At 54.9% G+C, this 16,373-nt stretch carries 17 protein-coding genes and 3 tRNA genes; 8 read left to right on the top strand and 12 right to left on the bottom strand.

Translation table 11 applies throughout. The features are described from left to right. Positions 1-36: 36 nt before the first annotated feature. From ACN1CO_RS02885 to uvrY, 6 genes are all read right to left on the bottom strand, one after another. Positions 37-123: transfer RNA gene (locus tag ACN1CO_RS02885), tRNA-Leu, on the bottom strand. A 10-nt stretch (positions 124-133) separates the two neighbouring features. Continuing rightward, positions 134-207 (bottom strand) — tRNA-Cys (locus ACN1CO_RS02880). Positions 208-247: 40 nt separating this feature from the next. After that, positions 248-323 (bottom strand) — tRNA-Gly (locus tag ACN1CO_RS02875). Positions 324-475: 152 nt separating this feature from the next. Continuing rightward, the gene (gene pgsA / locus ACN1CO_RS02870) at positions 476-1,024 is read right to left on the bottom strand and encodes a CDP-diacylglycerol--glycerol-3-phosphate 3-phosphatidyltransferase (RefSeq protein ID WP_008925896.1); all 549 of its coding nucleotides are present in this window, start codon (positions 1,022-1,024) and stop codon (positions 476-478) included. A gap of 69 nt (positions 1,025-1,093) precedes the next feature. Beyond that, positions 1,094-2,926, bottom strand: coding sequence for an excinuclease ABC subunit UvrC (gene uvrC, locus ACN1CO_RS02865; protein ID WP_419137515.1), 1,833 nt, complete (start codon positions 2,924-2,926; stop codon positions 1,094-1,096). After that, positions 2,919-3,578 (bottom strand): UvrY/SirA/GacA family response regulator transcription factor, encoded by a 660-nt coding sequence (gene uvrY, locus ACN1CO_RS02860; RefSeq protein WP_010246608.1) that lies wholly within the window; start codon positions 3,576-3,578, stop codon positions 2,919-2,921. Before uvrY ends, uvrC begins: the two co-directional genes overlap by 8 nt. 432 nt (positions 3,579-4,010) lie before the next feature. Between uvrY and ACN1CO_RS02855 the strand changes: the two genes are divergently transcribed. Continuing rightward, positions 4,011-4,235: a DUF2594 family protein gene (locus ACN1CO_RS02855; protein ID WP_031376087.1), complete on the top strand. Its 225-nt coding sequence runs from the start codon at positions 4,011-4,013 to the stop codon at positions 4,233-4,235. 32 nt (positions 4,236-4,267) lie between these two features. Here ACN1CO_RS02855 and ACN1CO_RS02850 read toward each other — a convergent pair whose 3' ends face one another. The 3 genes from ACN1CO_RS02850 to ACN1CO_RS02840 form a co-directional block, all read right to left on the bottom strand. After that, positions 4,268-4,879: an acyl-homoserine-lactone synthase gene (locus ACN1CO_RS02850; protein ID WP_033782566.1), complete on the bottom strand. Its 612-nt coding sequence runs from the start codon at positions 4,877-4,879 to the stop codon at positions 4,268-4,270. Positions 4,880-5,000: 121 nt separating this feature from the next. Next, positions 5,001-5,723 (bottom strand): transcriptional regulator SdiA, encoded by a 723-nt coding sequence (gene sdiA, locus ACN1CO_RS02845; RefSeq protein WP_419137512.1) that lies wholly within the window; start codon positions 5,721-5,723, stop codon positions 5,001-5,003. A gap of 1,172 nt (positions 5,724-6,895) precedes the next feature. Further along, positions 6,896-7,591, bottom strand: coding sequence for an extensin family protein (locus ACN1CO_RS02840; protein ID WP_419137511.1), 696 nt, complete (start codon positions 7,589-7,591; stop codon positions 6,896-6,898). Positions 7,592-7,876: 285 nt separating this feature from the next. Between ACN1CO_RS02840 and cycA the strand changes: the two genes are divergently transcribed. After that, the gene (gene cycA / locus ACN1CO_RS02835) at positions 7,877-9,271 is read left to right on the top strand and encodes a D-serine/D-alanine/glycine transporter (protein ID WP_419137509.1); all 1,395 of its coding nucleotides are present in this window, start codon (positions 7,877-7,879) and stop codon (positions 9,269-9,271) included. 47 nt (positions 9,272-9,318) lie between these two features. Here the strand turns inward: cycA and ACN1CO_RS02830 are convergent, their stop codons facing one another. Continuing rightward, positions 9,319-9,453 carry a hypothetical protein gene (locus ACN1CO_RS02830; RefSeq protein ID WP_419137508.1) on the bottom strand — a complete coding sequence of 45 codons (135 nt, stop codon included), beginning with the start codon at positions 9,451-9,453 and terminating at the stop codon, positions 9,319-9,321. A gap of 115 nt (positions 9,454-9,568) precedes the next feature. Next, a complete protein-coding gene (rutR, locus tag ACN1CO_RS02825) occupies positions 9,569-10,204 on the bottom strand; it encodes an HTH-type transcriptional regulator RutR (protein ID WP_283545760.1) in 636 nt (211 codons plus the stop codon). 306 nt (positions 10,205-10,510) lie between these two features. Here rutR and rutA point away from each other — a divergent pair, with 306 nt between their 5' ends. From rutA to rutG, 6 genes are read left to right on the top strand one after another with little or no spacing between them, the layout of a single operon-like run. Beyond that, on the top strand, positions 10,511-11,602 hold the full coding sequence (gene rutA / locus ACN1CO_RS02820; RefSeq protein WP_419137506.1) for a pyrimidine utilization protein A: 1,092 nt from the start codon (positions 10,511-10,513) through the stop codon (positions 11,600-11,602). Beyond that, positions 11,602-12,315 (top strand): pyrimidine utilization protein B, encoded by a 714-nt coding sequence (gene rutB, locus ACN1CO_RS02815; RefSeq protein ID WP_419138958.1) that lies wholly within the window; start codon positions 11,602-11,604, stop codon positions 12,313-12,315. The genes rutA and rutB overlap by 1 nt, the downstream gene beginning before the upstream one ends. Positions 12,316-12,335: 20 nt before the next feature. Then, complete coding sequence (gene rutC / locus ACN1CO_RS02810; RefSeq protein ID WP_419137504.1) at positions 12,336-12,731, top strand: pyrimidine utilization protein C; 396 nt, start codon at positions 12,336-12,338, stop codon at positions 12,729-12,731. Then, positions 12,731-13,540: a pyrimidine utilization protein D gene (gene rutD / locus ACN1CO_RS02805; protein ID WP_419137502.1), complete on the top strand. Its 810-nt coding sequence runs from the start codon at positions 12,731-12,733 to the stop codon at positions 13,538-13,540. The genes rutC and rutD overlap by 1 nt, the downstream gene beginning before the upstream one ends. Before the next feature lie 19 nt (positions 13,541-13,559). Further along, positions 13,560-14,072 carry an NADH-dependent FMN reductase RutF gene (gene rutF, locus ACN1CO_RS02800; RefSeq protein WP_419137500.1) on the top strand — a complete coding sequence of 171 codons (513 nt, stop codon included), beginning with the start codon at positions 13,560-13,562 and terminating at the stop codon, positions 14,070-14,072. Between the two features lie 49 nt (positions 14,073-14,121). Continuing rightward, positions 14,122-15,450 (top strand): pyrimidine utilization transport protein G, encoded by a 1,329-nt coding sequence (gene rutG, locus ACN1CO_RS02795; RefSeq protein WP_419137499.1) that lies wholly within the window; start codon positions 14,122-14,124, stop codon positions 15,448-15,450. Here the strand turns inward: rutG and ACN1CO_RS02790 are convergent, their stop codons facing one another. Continuing rightward, positions 15,451-16,365, bottom strand: a complete 915-nt coding sequence (locus tag ACN1CO_RS02790) for a DMT family transporter (RefSeq protein WP_419137497.1) — start codon at positions 16,363-16,365, stop codon at positions 15,451-15,453. It lies immediately after the preceding gene. Between the last annotated feature and the right edge of the window lie 8 nt (positions 16,366-16,373).

The raw sequence follows: 16,373 nt of genomic DNA, 5'->3' as shown, positions 1-16,373 counted from the left end.
ACACTGCTTATCATTGATTTTATTGGTAATTCGATATGGTGCCCGGGGCGGGACTTGAACCCGCACAGCCTTACAGCCGAGGGATTTTAAATCCCTTGTGTCTACCGATTTCACCACCCGGGCAGGGTGTAACTGGAGGCGCGTCCCGGAGTCGAACCGAGGTACACGGATTTGCAATCCGCTGCATAGCCACTCTGCCAACGCGCCTTAAACTGATGTGCCGTCAGGATACCCTGACCTGCGAATCTGGAGCGGGAAACGAGACTCGAACTCGCGACCCCGACCTTGGCAAGGTCGTGCTCTACCAACTGAGCTATTCCCGCAATTTTCAGCAACTTCGTCGAACCTGCTGATTTTACTTATCTTCTGGCAGCCTGGCTGCCGTTCGATGCGATGCATTCTACTTAGATGGCGCAATGAGTCAATAAAATTATCCTCACAGCGCGTCCGTTTGCTGCTTTTTAAATCGTATCGATCACGGTTCGAGCAGATCGCCGCGTGCAGCGCTTAAATACTGGAACATCGACCAGAAAGTCAGCACGGCCGCAATGTATAACGCCACTACGCCAATCGCCACAACGGTAGCATCCGGACGCCATAACAGTGCAAAAAGAGACAACATTTGTGCCGTCGTTTTCACTTTACCAATCCAGGAGACAGACACGCTGCTGCGCTTGCCAATTTCCGCCATCCATTCACGCAGCGCAGAGATAATGATCTCGCGGGCAATCATGGTCGCCGCAGGCAGGGTAATCCACCAGGCGTGGAAATGTTCTGCCACCAGCACCAGCGCGATTGCGACCAGCACTTTATCGGCAACCGGATCGAGAAACGCCCCAAAGCGCGTCGTCTGCTTCCAGCGGCGCGCCAGAAAACCATCAAACCAGTCGGTAACAGCAGCAAAGATGAAAATTAGTGCGGTAGCCAGCGGTGCCCAGATGAACGGCAGATAGAAAGCCAGCACAAAGAACGGGATGAGCACGACTCGAAACAGGGTGAGACACGTCGGGATGTTTAATTGCATATGCCGGTAACTGTCTGGATATAGGTAAAATTTAGCCTATGTTCCTACATTGCCCCCCCCGTTTCAATGCTAGTGTTTCAACGAGTAGTATATTTTTTCTGCCAGAGCGTGTGAGATACCAGGTACATTGGCGATCTCCTCCACCGACGCATTCATCAGCGGTTGCAGGCCCCCCATGTACTTAAGCAGTTGCTGACGCCGTTTCGGCCCCACGCCTTCGATGCTTTCCAGGGCACTGGTGTTCTTCACTTTGGCCCGTTTTTTACGGTGACCTGTAATCGCATGATTGTGAGCGTCATCACGAATGTGCTGAATCACATGCAGTGCAGGGGCATCTGGAGGCAGCGAAACACCCTCGCCTTCCGCCTCAAAGAACAGCGTTTCCAGTCCGGCTTTACGGTCACTGCCTTTGGCGACGCCGAGTAAGATGGGATGGTTTTTATCCCATGACACATCCAGCTCCGCGAAGACCTGTATCGCCTGCGACAGCTGGCCTTTACCGCCATCAATCAGGATCACATCCGGGATCTTATCTTCTTCAATCGCTTTACCATACCGGCGACGCAACACCTGGTTCATGGCGGCGTAGTCATCACCCGGTGTAATACCGGTGATGTTGTAGCGACGATAATCGGCGCGCAGCGGACCATTCTGGTCAAACACTACGCAGGAAGCAATGGTCTGCTCCCCCATGGTGTGGCTGATATCGAAACACTCCATGCGTTTAATCTTGTCGAGATCAAGAAACTCCGCGAGCGCCATCAGGCGCTGATGAATCGTGGAGTGCTGTGCCAGACGCGTGGTTAACGCCGTGGCGGCATTGGTGCGCGCCAGCTTGAGATAACGGGCGCGATCGCCACGCGGCTTGCTCTGAATGTTTACACGACGTCCCGCCAGCTCACTAAGCGACTCTGCCAGCAGTTCGCGCTCCGGCAGGGTAAAGTCCAGCAGGATGTCGCCAGGCAGCGTGCGTGCCTCACTGCCCTGCAGATAGAACTGCCCGACGAAGGTCTGTACGACTTCGGCCAGATCGGTATCCACCGGCACTTTCGGGAAGTAACTGCGACTGCCCAGCACTTTGCCCTGACGGATAAACAGCACGTGGAGACAGGCCATCCCCGATTCATAAGCCACACCCATTACATCCAGGTCATCGCCCTGATTCGAGACAAACTGTTTCTCCGTGATGCGTCGCACGGCCTGAATCTGATCGCGCAGGCGCGCCGCCTCTTCGAAGCGCAGGCCAATGCTTGCCTCTTCCATGCGTCTGACCAGCTGATTGAGCACCTGATCGTCTTTACCGGCCAGGAACAGGCGCACGTAGTCGGTCTGCTCAGCATACTCCTCCTCACTGACCAGCCCCGCGACACAGGGACCAAGACAGCGGCCAATCTGATATTGCAGACAGGGCCGGGAGCGATTGCGATAAACGCTGTTTTCACACTGGCGGATAGGAAAGACTTTTTGCAGCAGCCCCAGCGTTTCCCGTACCGCATAGCCGTTCGGGAATGGGCCAAAGTATTCGCCTTTGGCATGCTTTGCACCACGGTGCATCGCCAGTCGCGGATGGGTATCGCTGCTGAGAAAGATGTAGGGGTACGATTTATCGTCGCGCAGCAGTACGTTATAGCGCGGCTGATAGAGCTTGATGTAGTTATGCTCAAGCAGCAGCGCTTCGGTTTCGGTGTGGGTAACGGTGACATCGATGTGCTGGATATTGCTGACCAGCGCTTCGGTTTTGCGGCTGCCGACCTGAGCGCGGAAGTAGCTGGTCAGACGCTTCTTCAGGTCTTTGGCTTTGCCCACATAGATGACGGTGCCTGAGGCGTCATACATGCGGTAAACACCGGGTTTGCTGGTTACCGTACTCAGAAAGGCTTTGGAATCAAAAACGTCATTCACTACTGATTAACGGCTCCGCATTATAGAGGCCATGTCGAATGGCCAGATGCGTTAACTCTACGTCGCCACTGATATTCAGCTTGCTGAACATCCTGTAGCGGTAACTGTTAACGGTTTTAGGACTGAGATTTAACTGCTCGGAAATTTCCGTCACCTTTTGTCCTCGGGTGATCATCAGCATAATCTGCAATTCCCTTTCCGACAAACAGCTAAAGGGGGATTCCGCCTTTTGCGGCTCAATCTGACTCAGTGCCATCTGCTGAGCAATATCCGATGCGATATAGCGCTGACCGGCATTCACCGAGCGAATCGCATTGATCACTTCCTGCGGCGCAGCCCCTTTACTAAGGTAGCCAGCTGCACCCGCCTGCATCACTTTAGCAGGCAGCGGATTTTCCGTGTGAATGGTCAGCATGATGATTTTGATATCGGGATTGTAACGCACGATTTTGCGCGTTGCCTCCAGTCCGCCGATCCCAGGCATGTTCATATCCATAAGGATTACATCAACCTGGTTGGCACGGCACCACTTAGCCGCGTCTTCGCCACAGTTGACCTCTCCGACCACGGCCAGTCCTTTGACATCCTCCAGGATGCGACGGATACCGGCACGGACAAGTTCATGGTCATCAACAAGAAGCACACTGATCAACGGGGAAACTCCAGAGGCTAAAAAAAGAGGAAGCAATTAACGATTGCAAGCGGTAATCATACCCGCTTTTACCTCAAAAGCACATCAACAAAGCAAAACAGTCCAGCCTTTACATCATTCCATTCAGCCTGTTCCTGCCAGCAATAACAGACATTTCTGACAACAGACAGAGCCGCTGAATAATTCTTAAACTCTCACTATTTCATGGCATTAACCACTTTCGCTGCAGCTTACGGTCGCCGCAGACACGGGTTATCTTACGCCCGGTGAAGGCTGTGATTACTTTCAGCGATTGATTAGTTGTACTGGACAAACCAGCTGTTACTGGGGCAGCGAACCGGCTGCCTCAGCAACTTAGTGACCCTGTGATATACTCACGCACTGCTGTTCGGACAGATTGCCGACACGTTGTCATTCACCAAGGAGAAACGCATGAGCGATGAAGATTTTGCAACTTCGCAGGAAGCCCGGAAATTAGCCGATGAAATCGCGGGTCTGAAGATGATGATCACCCTGATCCTGAAAGGTATGGGCCAGGCGGATGCAGGCAAAGTGATTATCAACATGGAACGCTATGTACAGACGCTGGGCGACAAGCCTCAGGCGGAAGTGTTCAGCAATACCATTAAGCAGATCAAAGCAGCCTACCGTCAGTAAGCTTTTTGCCCCCAGCGGCGGGGGCAAATATTCTAACTGTGTGCCTGCCAGTTAACCGAAACGCCCAGCGTTGGCAGGACCTCTTCCGGACTAAAGCGCCGTGTTCCCCGATACTTCTCTGCCAGAGCTGGCTGAACCACCGGAATACGGATCGCAAACAGATTATCTTCTGACAGAATAAGTCCCGGCGTCAGCGGCTCGTACACCACGCCATGTTCTTCAAACATCTTCTCCAGCATCGGCGTTGCCGAACTGATGATGTACTCCATGCCGTTCAGTTCTGCCAGTTGCACCGCGTGCCAGAGAATGTTCAGCGGCAGTTCAGCATCGACTTCCAGCCGGGCCGAGAAGCGCGACATCTCCCACACTTTCTCATGGCTGAACGGCAGCACGATGCCTTCGCTCTGCTCAGGTTCGAACCATGGCATAAGACGCGCACAGCCACTGATGCCCTCGCGCGCATTCCAGGCAATGAGCCAGGTGACATCTGAACGATCGTAGCGATCATATTCCTGTCCTGGCGTGCTCAGGCGTGGCGGTATTGACCACCCTTCTCCGCGCGCAAAGACGCTGTAACGGTAGCTGCCGAGTTCGGCAAGCAAAGAGGATGGCATATCCTTTAACTGCGTTTGCACTATTTTCATCATGCGCCTCTGACATCCCCATGTTTGCAATGATTTCTTTGCGCCAGCCTGGCAAAGTCCCGGTGCAGGGTAGACAACACACCTGCACAAAGGAACTGCCAAATGAAGCAGTTGTTTGTGTTCAAATCAGTCCGATTGCGGCTGCGTAGCAGGCAATCTGCGTTTTATTGGAAACATTGAAACGCTTTTGCATATTTTTTTGGTGAAAGTTAACGGTATGTTCAGAGATAGATAAAATAAGTGAAATTTCGACCGCCGTTTTTCCTTCGGCTGTCCATTTCAGAATTTCCAGCTCACGCTGACTAAACTCTTTTTTTAGTACCATCATTGCATCATCGCTAAAGCGTTCCAGCGCATCCAGGCTTAGTTCCGCTAAAAGATGTAGTTTCACCTCCAGCTCAGCATGACTGAGCTGGACAGAAATGGGCTGTTGCGACGATATAGATAATATACCAAGGACGCGATTTGGTGCCATTGCAGAGCAAGAAAATCCGCTCCGCAGCCCATATTCTCTCGCCTCATGCCAAAAATTGCCGGCGTCAGCAAACAATTCCTGCGTCCACAGCAACCCCTTGCCCGGTCGCTGACACGACGTGAGCACCGGATCGACAGCGTAATAATTCTGCTTCTCATAACGTTTAACCCATAATTTGGGATAGGTGCTATGCAGATGAATACGCGGTCGGCTAAAAGGCACCGGATGCTGAATCAAAAAGGCAAAATAATCGAAACCTAATGATTCAGTAAATTGTTGCAATAATGGCTTCAATTCAGAAGAAGCCGTTAATGCCTGAAATTGTTCTTTCACCTCACTTCGCCAGGTGAAATAGTTTTCAGTACTCATATTGCCTCAGCGTTAATTTCACTCGCTCTTCCGGTATTATTCATTCGGATTCATCGGATAAAATAATTAAGCAGACGAAACTTAATTTATCGCAGGGGATGAATCTGTCGCAATGTACAGCCTATTAAACCTTTCACCGCTGGAGCGGAGTGAAAAAGTGTCCCGCCTTTACAATGTGAGGCCGATCACAGCAATTTCAATCACCCCTGGAGAATAAGATTTTTCTGATAGGATTTCAATCCCTGCACTTCAATGCAATTTTATCTTATGCCCGAAAGTTCTGCTGAAAATATTGAATAGCGCTGCTTATGGTTGAGTAAATAATGCGTAAACAAGGCGTTAATTAGCGCTCCAAAACGAAGCGGCAGGCGCGATCTGCTGACATATTTTTCATCAGGAAATAAGAGTAGCTTTGTCATTGTTGCCTTAAGTCCAGGTGAAACCCGCCAGCACTGCGGCCTGAGAACAAATCCTGACGACAGAAAACCGGCTCGCAGCCTGCGTCCGGCGCTTTTGCGCGACAAACCTGCCTTAATTTTTATCCTCACTATTTTAAGCGAACCGACAGGCAGTTTAATAAGGATATTCTGTCAATCTCCTCTATGACGATACTCTCTGCTAACTCATTTGCCTCCAGTCTGGGTTTATCCACTTATCTGACTGCGGCAAATCAGGCCTCAGTGAAGCATATCCGGTGTCAGATTGATTTATCTCCTCTGTCTGAACATAAGCCGTGGCGAAGATCACTATTTGTAGCGACAGCACATAAACAGTGATTCTATTTTAATCATTTAAATCACTATACCGATAGTCACGCAACTAAATCATCTGAAAATAAATGACGCGATACGTTCCGTTCATTTCCTTAATGATACCTTCACTATTTATACGATTAATCTGGCTTATTCTTTCCAGAGAGATCGTGAAAAGATTTCATTATGCCACCCCGCTTAATGTCGTCAGCGATGCTGATATTTTGCACAAGTGATTTATTCTGCACGCATCGTTTTATTACAATAAATGGCACTAAAAGAAGGTCCTTTATCAGCGTACTGATCTGCTGGCAGACTATTTCAGCAGTGGATCAGGTGCAGCGATGATCGCTGGAATGAATTCTCCGTCACCATCAGAACATTTCTTAACCAAACCCGGCCTTAATCCTGCCTGATGATTTATCGGCAATAGCCTGCACCTCGCATACCCAGATGAAAATGTGAGGCGTGCGCGGCGTTGTAGTCCGGGCCAAGTGCATTACCAAATACGTCACAGCCGCCACGCCACAGCGTATGGAGCATCGCCGCTTTGGCTTCCGGCTGTTGCCAGTGCCGACTGACCTCAAGCCGCTGTCCATCTTCCAGCTGAAAGCCTGTGACATCCCAGGCATCGGCGGTGGCATGCTCACTGAGCCGCCCCTGTGTGCGGTGATAAATGTTACGGCAGGCATAGCTGCCGACATGGGTAATTCGTACCAGTGGACTGTGCATATCCCTGGTGGTCTGTTCACGACTGCGCAGCGCATACATGGTGCTGGCAACGGCCATCGGACAGCTGGCGAGGAAGCTGCTGCTGAGGCTGACCGGCCCAAATTTCTGAATCCGCAGGGGATGACTGAGCGGACAGCTTCCGGTGACGGCAGGACGTTCGCTGAAAGTGACCCAACCCGCCTGTTGCGCGCGGCGCATCACGGCAAGACAGGCGTCGGGATCGCTGGCCAGCTTTTTCATTTTAAACTGCGTCATCCAGCCCGGCGGATCGGTCACAGAGAGCGGCGTAAAAGGATTGAACTGCGGCGGCAGTTGCTGCTTCAGCCAGGGTAAGCTGACCCATCCCAGCGCGATTAACAGCAAAAACAGGATAAGCGTGCGCATAGTCCCCTTTGCAGCATGATGATTAGCAAACAAAAAGTGTAGAAGCACATTACTCTTCACGCTGTCGGCCTGACACAACGTGATGAATCATTACGCAGACTGACGCAGGATTAACCGGAATCGCCTGTAGCGGTCGCATCTGAGCATGCCCGGTGTCACATCAGGTAAAAAACTGTTACCGGCTTTGGGGTGACTTCCTCTATCTTATCCGACTTGCCCTTGGGCAGACGCCTTAACTAACAGCCAGCAGAGCTGACACAACATCAAGACAGGAAAGACAATTCTATGGTTGATCAATCTAAAGAAACCGCACGCGCCCACGACGCGCCCGATAAGCTTCAGCGCAATCTGCACAACCGCCACATTCAGCTCATCGCCATTGGTGGCGCTATCGGCACCGGCCTGTTTATGGGCTCCGGTAAAACTATCAGCCTGGCCGGTCCCTCGATCATTTTCGTTTATATGATCATCGGCTTTATGTTGTTCTTTGTGATGCGCGCCATGGGGGAGTTGCTGCTCTCCAACCTTGAGTACAAATCCTTCAGCGATTTTGCCGCCGATCTGCTGGGTCCGTGGGCAGGCTATTTTACCGGCTGGACTTACTGGTTCTGCTGGGTGGTGACCGGCATTGCCGACGTGGTGGCCATCAGTGCCTATTTTCAGCTCTGGTTCCCGGGCTTCTCCATCTGGATGAGCGCCCTGCTCTGCGTGGTAGTTTTTCTGGCGCTTAATATTGCCACCGTCAAGCTGTTTGGCGAGATGGAGTTCTGGTTCGCGATTATTAAAATCGTCGCCATTGTGGCGCTGATCGTGACCGGCATTGTGCTGGTGTCGATTCACTACCCTTCACCGGGCGGCGGTACGGCAGCACTGAGCAACATCTGGGATCACGGCGGGATGTTCCCGAAAGGCCTCAGCGGCTTCTTTGCCGGGTTCCAGATAGCGGTGTTTGCCTTTGTCGGTATTGAACTGGTCGGTACGGCAGCGGCTGAAACCCACGATCCGCATAAAGTCTTACCGCGCGCGATCAATGCGATTCCACTGCGTGTGATTATGTTCTACGTGCTGGCGCTGATGGTGATTATGGCGGTGACGCCGTGGACCCAGGTCATGGCCGATCGCAGTCCGTTTGTTGAGATGTTCGTGCTGATTGGTCTGCCTGCTGCCGCAAGTATCGTCAACTTTGTGGTACTGACCTCCGCCGCCTCCTCCGCCAACAGCGGCATCTTCTCCACCAGCCGTATGTTGTATGGCCTGTCTCAGCAGGGTGTGGCCAGTCGCGCCTTTGGCCGACTCTCTGCCCGCGCGGTACCCACCACCGGCCTGTTTTTCTCCTGCTTCTGCCTGCTGATTGGCGTGGCGTTGATCTACCTGATCCCGGATGTGATGAAGGTCTTTACACTGGTGACCACCGTGTCGGCCATTCTGTTTATGTTCGTCTGGACCATCATTCTGTGCAGCTATCTGGCTTACCGTAAAAAGCATCCGCAGCGCCACGCGGAATCGGCATTTAAGATGCCGCTGGGTAAATTCATGTGCTGGGTCTGCATGGCCTTCTTCGCCTTTGTGCTGGTGCTGCTGACGCTGCAGGAAGATACGCGCCAGGCGTTGATGGTGACGCCACTCTGGTTTGCTCTGCTGGGTGTGGGCTGGATGCTGCGGACTCGCCGCAGCCGCTAATCAAAAACAGCATGGAAAAAGCCCGGTCACCTGACCGGGCTTTTTTATTACAGACGCTCGCCCAGTGCAGAGAAGATGGCGGACAACGGGGGACGTTCATAAAGTAAGCGCTGCGGCCGCGCCTCGGGCTGCTGAGGCGAGCCCAGACCAAAGGTGAAGGTATAGCTATCGCCTTCGCCCATTCGCAGATCGGCAACCGTCGTCCCATCACGGCGAGACTGACCGAGGCACCCAGAACTTACTGCGAAACAGAATCCATTGATTAACTCCGTCTCTGGACGGTGAATGTGTCCTTAATTAGCGAACGCGAATCCCTTCAATGATCATGCGCTGAACGTTATCAACGGTCTGGTCGAAAAACGCCGGATCGCTGAGCGTCTGGCCAGTAACGGCTTCGACCTGGGTAGCAAAATCGGCGTAGTGCTGCGTGGTAGCCCACAGCATAAAGATCAGATGCTGGGGCTGTACGCCCGCCAGCCGTCCTTCATCTATCCAGCGTTCAATAATGGCCGCCTTGTCATCCACCAGCTGCTTGAGATCGCCCGCCAGCTCCCCTTTCAGTAGCGGTGCGCCCTGCAACATCTCCAGACAGAACAGTCGGGAAGCCTGCGGATGATCGCGCGATACCTCCAGCTTCAGCCGGATGTAGCGCCGGATGGCGACCAGCGGATCCTGATCGTGCGCCAGCGCACGCAGCGGCGCCAGCCAGACATCCAGAATCTGTTTGAGCACCGCCACATAGAGCACTTCTTTAGAAGGAAAATAGTAGAGCAGGTTGGTTTTTGAGACATCGGCCAGCTCGGCCACCTTATCGAGGCTGGTGCCGTGAATCCCAAACTGTGAGAAGAAAGTTAATGCCGCTTCCAGTATGGCGGCCCGCTTCGCTGCGACCGCACGCGAACGACGCGTTGGCTTTTTTTCATCGGTATTCACACGTTTACCTCATCCATCTGGTGTCAGCGCATCATAGCAAAGGGATTCATTGCTGCCCAATCCGCACCCTGCACCTTTTTTGTTCAGCCTGCATGCAAAACGTGCAGCGAATTTTGACCAGATGGTCTGAAATGGACCAGTTACTCCACATAACTCTTCTGGGTTATTTTTAACTCTCTGTTATTTAAAACAATAAAAAATGTGGCACACAGTTTGCAGAATTGTGACTGAGCGCAGCCCACAGGGACGTAGCAGGATGCAGTGCCGCGCGTGAAACACCTTTCCCCCATCGCAACGAGGTTTCACATGAAGATAGGCGTCTTTATTCCGATTGGTAACAATGGCTGGCTGATTTCGTCCAATGCGCCGCAGTACATGCCGACCTTTGAACTGAACAAAGCCATCGTGCTGAAAGCAGAGCATTACCACTTCGACTTTGCGCTCTCGATGATCAAACTGCGCGGCTTCGGCGGAAAAACAGAATTCTGGGATCATAACCTGGAGTCATTCACCCTGATGGCGGGCCTGGCTGCCGTCACATCACGTATTGAGATCTACGCCACTGCGGCCACCCTGACGCTGCCTCCGGCGATTGTGGCGCGCATGGCATCCACTATTGATTCCATTTCAGGCGGTCGTTTCGGCGTTAACCTGGTGACCGGCTGGCAGAAACCCGAATATGAGCAGATGGGAATGTGGCCGGGCGATGAGTACTTCGGCAGCCGTTACTCTTATCTTACCGAGTACGTTACGGTGCTGCGCGACCTTTGGGGCACCGGAAAATCGGACTTCAAAGGTGAGTTCTTTACCATGAACGATTGCCGCGTCAGTCCGCAGCCGCAGCGCCCGATGAAGGTGATCTGCGCCGGTCAGAGCGATGCCGGTATGGCCTTCTCCGCCCAGCATGCCGATTACAATTTCTGCTTCGGCAAAGGTGTGAACACCCCTTCTGCGTTCAGCTCGACCTCGATTCGCATGAAGCAGGCCGCCGAAAAAGCGGGCCGCGATGTCGGCTCCTATGTGCTGTTTATGATCATCGCAGCAGAAACAGATGAAGAGGCGCGGGCTAAGTGGGAGCACTACAAAGCCGGTGCGGATGAAGAGGCGCTCTCGTGGCTCACCACCCAGAGTCAGCAGGACACCAAATCAGGCAGCGACACCAACGTGCGCCAGATGGCGGATCCGACTTCGGCCGTCAATATCAATATGGGCACCCTAGTGGGTTCGTACGCCAACGTCGCGCGAATGCTGGATGAAGTGGCGCAGGTAGAAGGCACTCACGGCGTGCTGCTGACCTTTGATGATTTCCTGGAAGGTATTGAGAACTTCGGTCAGCACATTCAGCCGCTGATGGCCTGTCGCAGCGCCCTGCTCGACGCACAGCAGGAGGTGGCATGATGAGTACCGTTTATTGTGCCCACACGCCGGACGTTCCGCAGGTTGAACTGCCGGCGCGGCCAGAACCCATTGCCTTTCCGCCTGGCCAGACGGCACTGATTGTTGTTGATATGCAGAACGCCTACGCCACCGAAGGGGGTTACCTCGACCTGGCGGGCTTCGATGTTTCCGCGACGAAGCCAGTGATTGCGAAGATTCATCAGGCGGTGACGGCGGCCCGTGCGGCCGGCGTTCAGATCATCTGGTTCCAGAACGGCTGGGACAGTGACTATCTTGAAGCCGGTGACGCCGGTTCCCCCAACTTCCACAAATCGAATGCACTGAAAACCATGCGCAAACGGCCTGAACTGCAGGGTTCACTGCTGTCGAAAGGCGGCTGGGATTACGCGCTGGTTGATGAGCTGGTGCCACAGGCCGGTGACATCGTGCTGCCAAAATCGCGCTACAGCGGCTTCTATAACACCCCACTCGACAGCATGCTGCGCAGTCGCGGGATCCGTCATCTGATTTTCACCGGCATCGCCACCAACGTCTGTGTGGAATCAACGCTGCGCGACGGCTTTTTCCTGGAGTACTTCGGCGTGGTGCTGGAAGACGCCACCTATCAGGCGGGCCCGCCCTTTGCTCAGCAGGCGGCGCTGTTCAATATCGAAACCTTTTTTGGCTGGGTATCGGATGCCGATACCTTTTGCGAAAGCCTGAATACCCGCTAATCCACTACGAGGACGTCGCAATGCCGAAAAGTATTATTGTTCCACCAGGCACCACCACACCCATCGCCCCGTTTGTCCCCGGCACGCTGGCAGATGGCGTGGTCTATGTCTCGGGTACGCTGCCGTTTGACGGTGACAACAATGTGGTGCATGTGGGTGATGCCGCCGCGCAGACCCGCCACGTGCTGGAAACCATTAAAAAGGTGATAGAGACCGCCGGTGGCAGCATGGACGATGTGACTTTTAACTCGATATTCATCACCGACTGGTCGAACTACGCCGCGGTGAATCAGGTTTATGCCGAATACTTCCCCGGTGAAAAACCTGCCCGTTTCTGCATTCAGTGCGGGCTGGTCAAGCCTGACGCGCTGATTGAGATCGCCACTGTGGCGCACATCGGCAAGCCGGAGGTCTGATGCAGCTGGATATTCTGGGCCTGCAAAATCCCGAGGCACCGACGCTGGTGCTCTCTTCCGGTCTGGGCGGCGTGGCGGGTTTCTGGCAGCCGCAGCTGGCGGCCCTGACGGCACGCTATCGGGTCGTGCTCTATGACCAGCGCGGCACCGGTCGCAGCGCGGACAGCTTACCGGAAGGCTACAGCATGGCGATGATGGCGGCGGAGCTGGCCGACGCGCTGGCGCAACACGGCATCCTGCGCTTCAGCCTGATCGGCCACGCGCTGGGCGGTCTGGTGGGGATGCAGCTGGCGCTGGATTATCCGGATCGGATCGAACGGATCGTCGTGATCAACGGCTGGCTGACGCTGCATCCGCATACCCGCCGCTGCTTCCAGGTGCGGCAGGATCTGCTGCTCAATGTCGGCGTTGAGGCTTTTGTGCGCGCTCAGCCGCTGTTTCTCTATCCTGCTGAGTGGATGGCAGAGCATCAGACGCGGCTGGAGCAGGAAGATAGCCATCACGTCACGCATTTTCAGGGGATGGAAAACCTGATGCGACGGCTGCACGCCCTGATGAGCGCCGATTTCAGCGCACGAGCCGCCGCCATTCCGCAACCGGTGCTGGTGATTGCCAGCCAGGACGATCTGCTGGTGCCGTGGAGCTGCTCAACCGAGCTGGCCGCGACGCTGCCGAACGCCACTGAACAGATGATGGCCTGGGGCGGCCACGCCATGAGCGTTACCGACCCTGAAAAATTTAATGCCCTGCTGCTGCAGTGGCTGGATCAGACTGATGACGTGCAGCCGCTGCAGCGCGTCGCAGGATAACCCTTTCGCGGAGAACACTATGAGCCTGGAAACCCTTACCCCAGCCGTTGAGAAAACTGAATTTCGTAATGCGATGTCGCGGCTGGGTGCTGCGGTCAACATCATCACGACGGAAGGCCCGGCCGGACGCGCAGGCTTTACCGCCTCTGCGGTATGCAGCGTCACCGATTCGCCGCCAACGCTGCTGGTCTGCCTGAACCGCTCAGCCTCGGTATATCCGGTGTTCCGCGAAAACATGCAGCTCTGCGTCAATACGCTGGCGGCCGGACACGAAGCGCTCTCCAGTCTGTTCGGCGGGAAAACGCCGATGGCTGACCGTTTTATTGCCGCTGAGTGGTCGACGGCCGTGACCGGCTCGCCGGTGCTGAGTGGTGCAGTCGCCTCTTTTGACTGTCGTATCACACAGATTGTCAGTGTGGGTACGCATGACACGTTGTTCTGTGAAGTCGTGGGCCTGGTGCGTAATGACGACACCCACGGTCTCGCCTGGTTTGACCGGGGATACCATCCCCTGATGCGGCAGGATGCCTGATAACGCTTCCCTGTAACCCACCGGCATTCATAACGCTCTGGAGTAGACGATGGCACGATCCTGGTTTCCGCAATGGCAAAAGAAGTCGGCACTAACAGAAAACGGTATTATCGCCCCGGATGAGACACTGCCTCTGGGACAGACGCTGGTGCTGGGCTTACAGCATGCGGTGGCGATGTTTGGCGCAACGGTGCTGATGCCGCTGCTGATGGGGCTGGATCCCAATCTGGCAATTCTGGTCTCGGGTATGGGCACGCTGCTGTTCTTCTTTATCACCGGCGGTCGGGTGCCCAGCTATCTCGGGTCGAGTGCCGCTTTTGTTGGCGTAGTGATTGCGGTGACCGGCTTCAGCGGTCAGGGACTGAATCCGAACCTTAGCGTGGCGCTGGGCGGCGTCATCGCCTGTGGCGTGCTCTACACGCTGATTGGGCTGGTAGTCATGAAGTCCGGCACGCGCTGGATCGAAAATCTGATGCCGCCGGTAGTGACTGGTGCGGTGGTGATGGCGATCGGGCTGAATCTGGCACCCATCGCAGTTCACAGCGTCTCCGCCTCTTCATTTGACAGCTGGGTCGCGGTGATGACCGTGCTCTGTATCGGTCTGGTGGCCGTGTTTACTCACGGGATGATTCAGCGTCTGCTGATTCTGGTCGGCCTGATTCTGGCCTGGGTGATCTATGCGATTCTGACCAACGTTCTGGGTCTGGGCAAGCCGGTCGATTTTACGATGCTGTCACAGGCAGCCTGGTTTGGTCTGCCGCACACTACCGCACCGACCTTTGATCTGCAGGCGATGGTGTTGATCGCACCGGTGGCGATCATTCTGGTGGCTGAAAACCTCGGACATCTGAAAGCGGTGGCGGGTATGACTGGCCGCAACCTGGATCCTTACATGGGACGGGCTTTTGTCGGCGATGGTCTGGCAACCATCCTCTCCGGCTCAATTGGCGGCAGTGGCGTGACGACCTATGCCGAGAATATCGGTGTGATGGCCGTGACCAAGGTCTACTCCACGCTGGCGTTTGTTGCCGCAGCCATCATCGCTATCCTCGCTGGTTTCTCGCCGAAGTTTGGTGCGCTGATCCACACCATTCCGGCCCCGGTGATTGGCGGCGCATCCATTGTGGTGTTCGGGCTGATTGCGGTGGCGGGCGCACGCATCTGGGTGCAGAACCATGTCGATTTAGGTCAGAACAGTAACCTGATTATGGTCGCCACCACGCTGGTTCTCGGTGCAGGGGATTTCGCGCTGAAAATCGGCTCCTTCACGCTGGGCGGGATCGGTACCGCCACCTTTGGCGCGATTATCCTTAATGCGATTCTGCGCCGACGCAATGCGGCGCAGCAGGATAAGCCGCTGGCGCGACAGCAGGGTTAACTACTCCAGCGGTGTGGCAGCAGGCTGCACCGCTTTTTTTCGTTTCAGCCGCAGCTCACTCACGATTACCCCGCAGACAATCAGCGCCCCACCCAGCAACGCCAGCCCAGGCAGGCGCTCACCGGCAATACGCCCTACCACGCCCGCCCAGACCGGTTCCCCGGCATAAATCACCGTGGCGCGGGTTGGCGAAACGCTACGTTGCGCCCAGTTCATGGTGACCTGAATCAGGGCACTGGCTGCACCCAGTCCCAGCGCGCTGAGCAGCAGCGGCGTTGAGATCGCGGGCACCGTCTCCCCATTGGGGACCATCAGCACAAAGGCACACAGTGACGCCACCGCCAGCTGGATCAACGTCACGCGGCGCACATCAACCTGACCGGCATAGCGGCTGATTAAGATGATCTCGGCGGCGATCGCCAGGGTACTCAGCAGCGTCGCTATTTCACCCGCATTCAGGCTGATGCGACCATCCTGTGGACCGGCCACCAGCAGCAAGCCGGTAAATGCCAGCAGAATCCCCAGCCACGACATTAATCCTGGCGGACGGCGTAAAAACAGCCACTGCAGCAACGGTACGACCGGCACATAGAGCGCGGTGAGAAAAGCGGACTGACTGCTGGAGATGGTCTGCATGCCCCAGGTCTGAAGACCGTAGCCTCCGGCGATCGACAGGCCAATCAACGCGCCCGCTTTCACCTCCAGCCAGGTCATACCGGCCAGATAACGGCGGAAGAAGAGCGCCAGCAGCAGCGCGGCAGTGGCAAAACGCACGCCGACAAAGAAGAACGGACCGGAGTGCTGCATCGCACGATGCACCACCAGAAAGGTGCCGCCCCAGATCATGGTGATAAAAAGTAATACCAGCTCCTGCCGCGTCAGGCGCAGGGTTAAACCGCGGAGTGTGTCCGACATAATTCACC

This window comes from Pantoea sp. R13S299, assembly GCF_048515925.1.
Taxonomy (GTDB): domain Bacteria; phylum Pseudomonadota; class Gammaproteobacteria; order Enterobacterales; family Enterobacteriaceae; genus Pantoea.
This window is presented reverse-complemented; position numbering and strand designations above follow the sequence as displayed.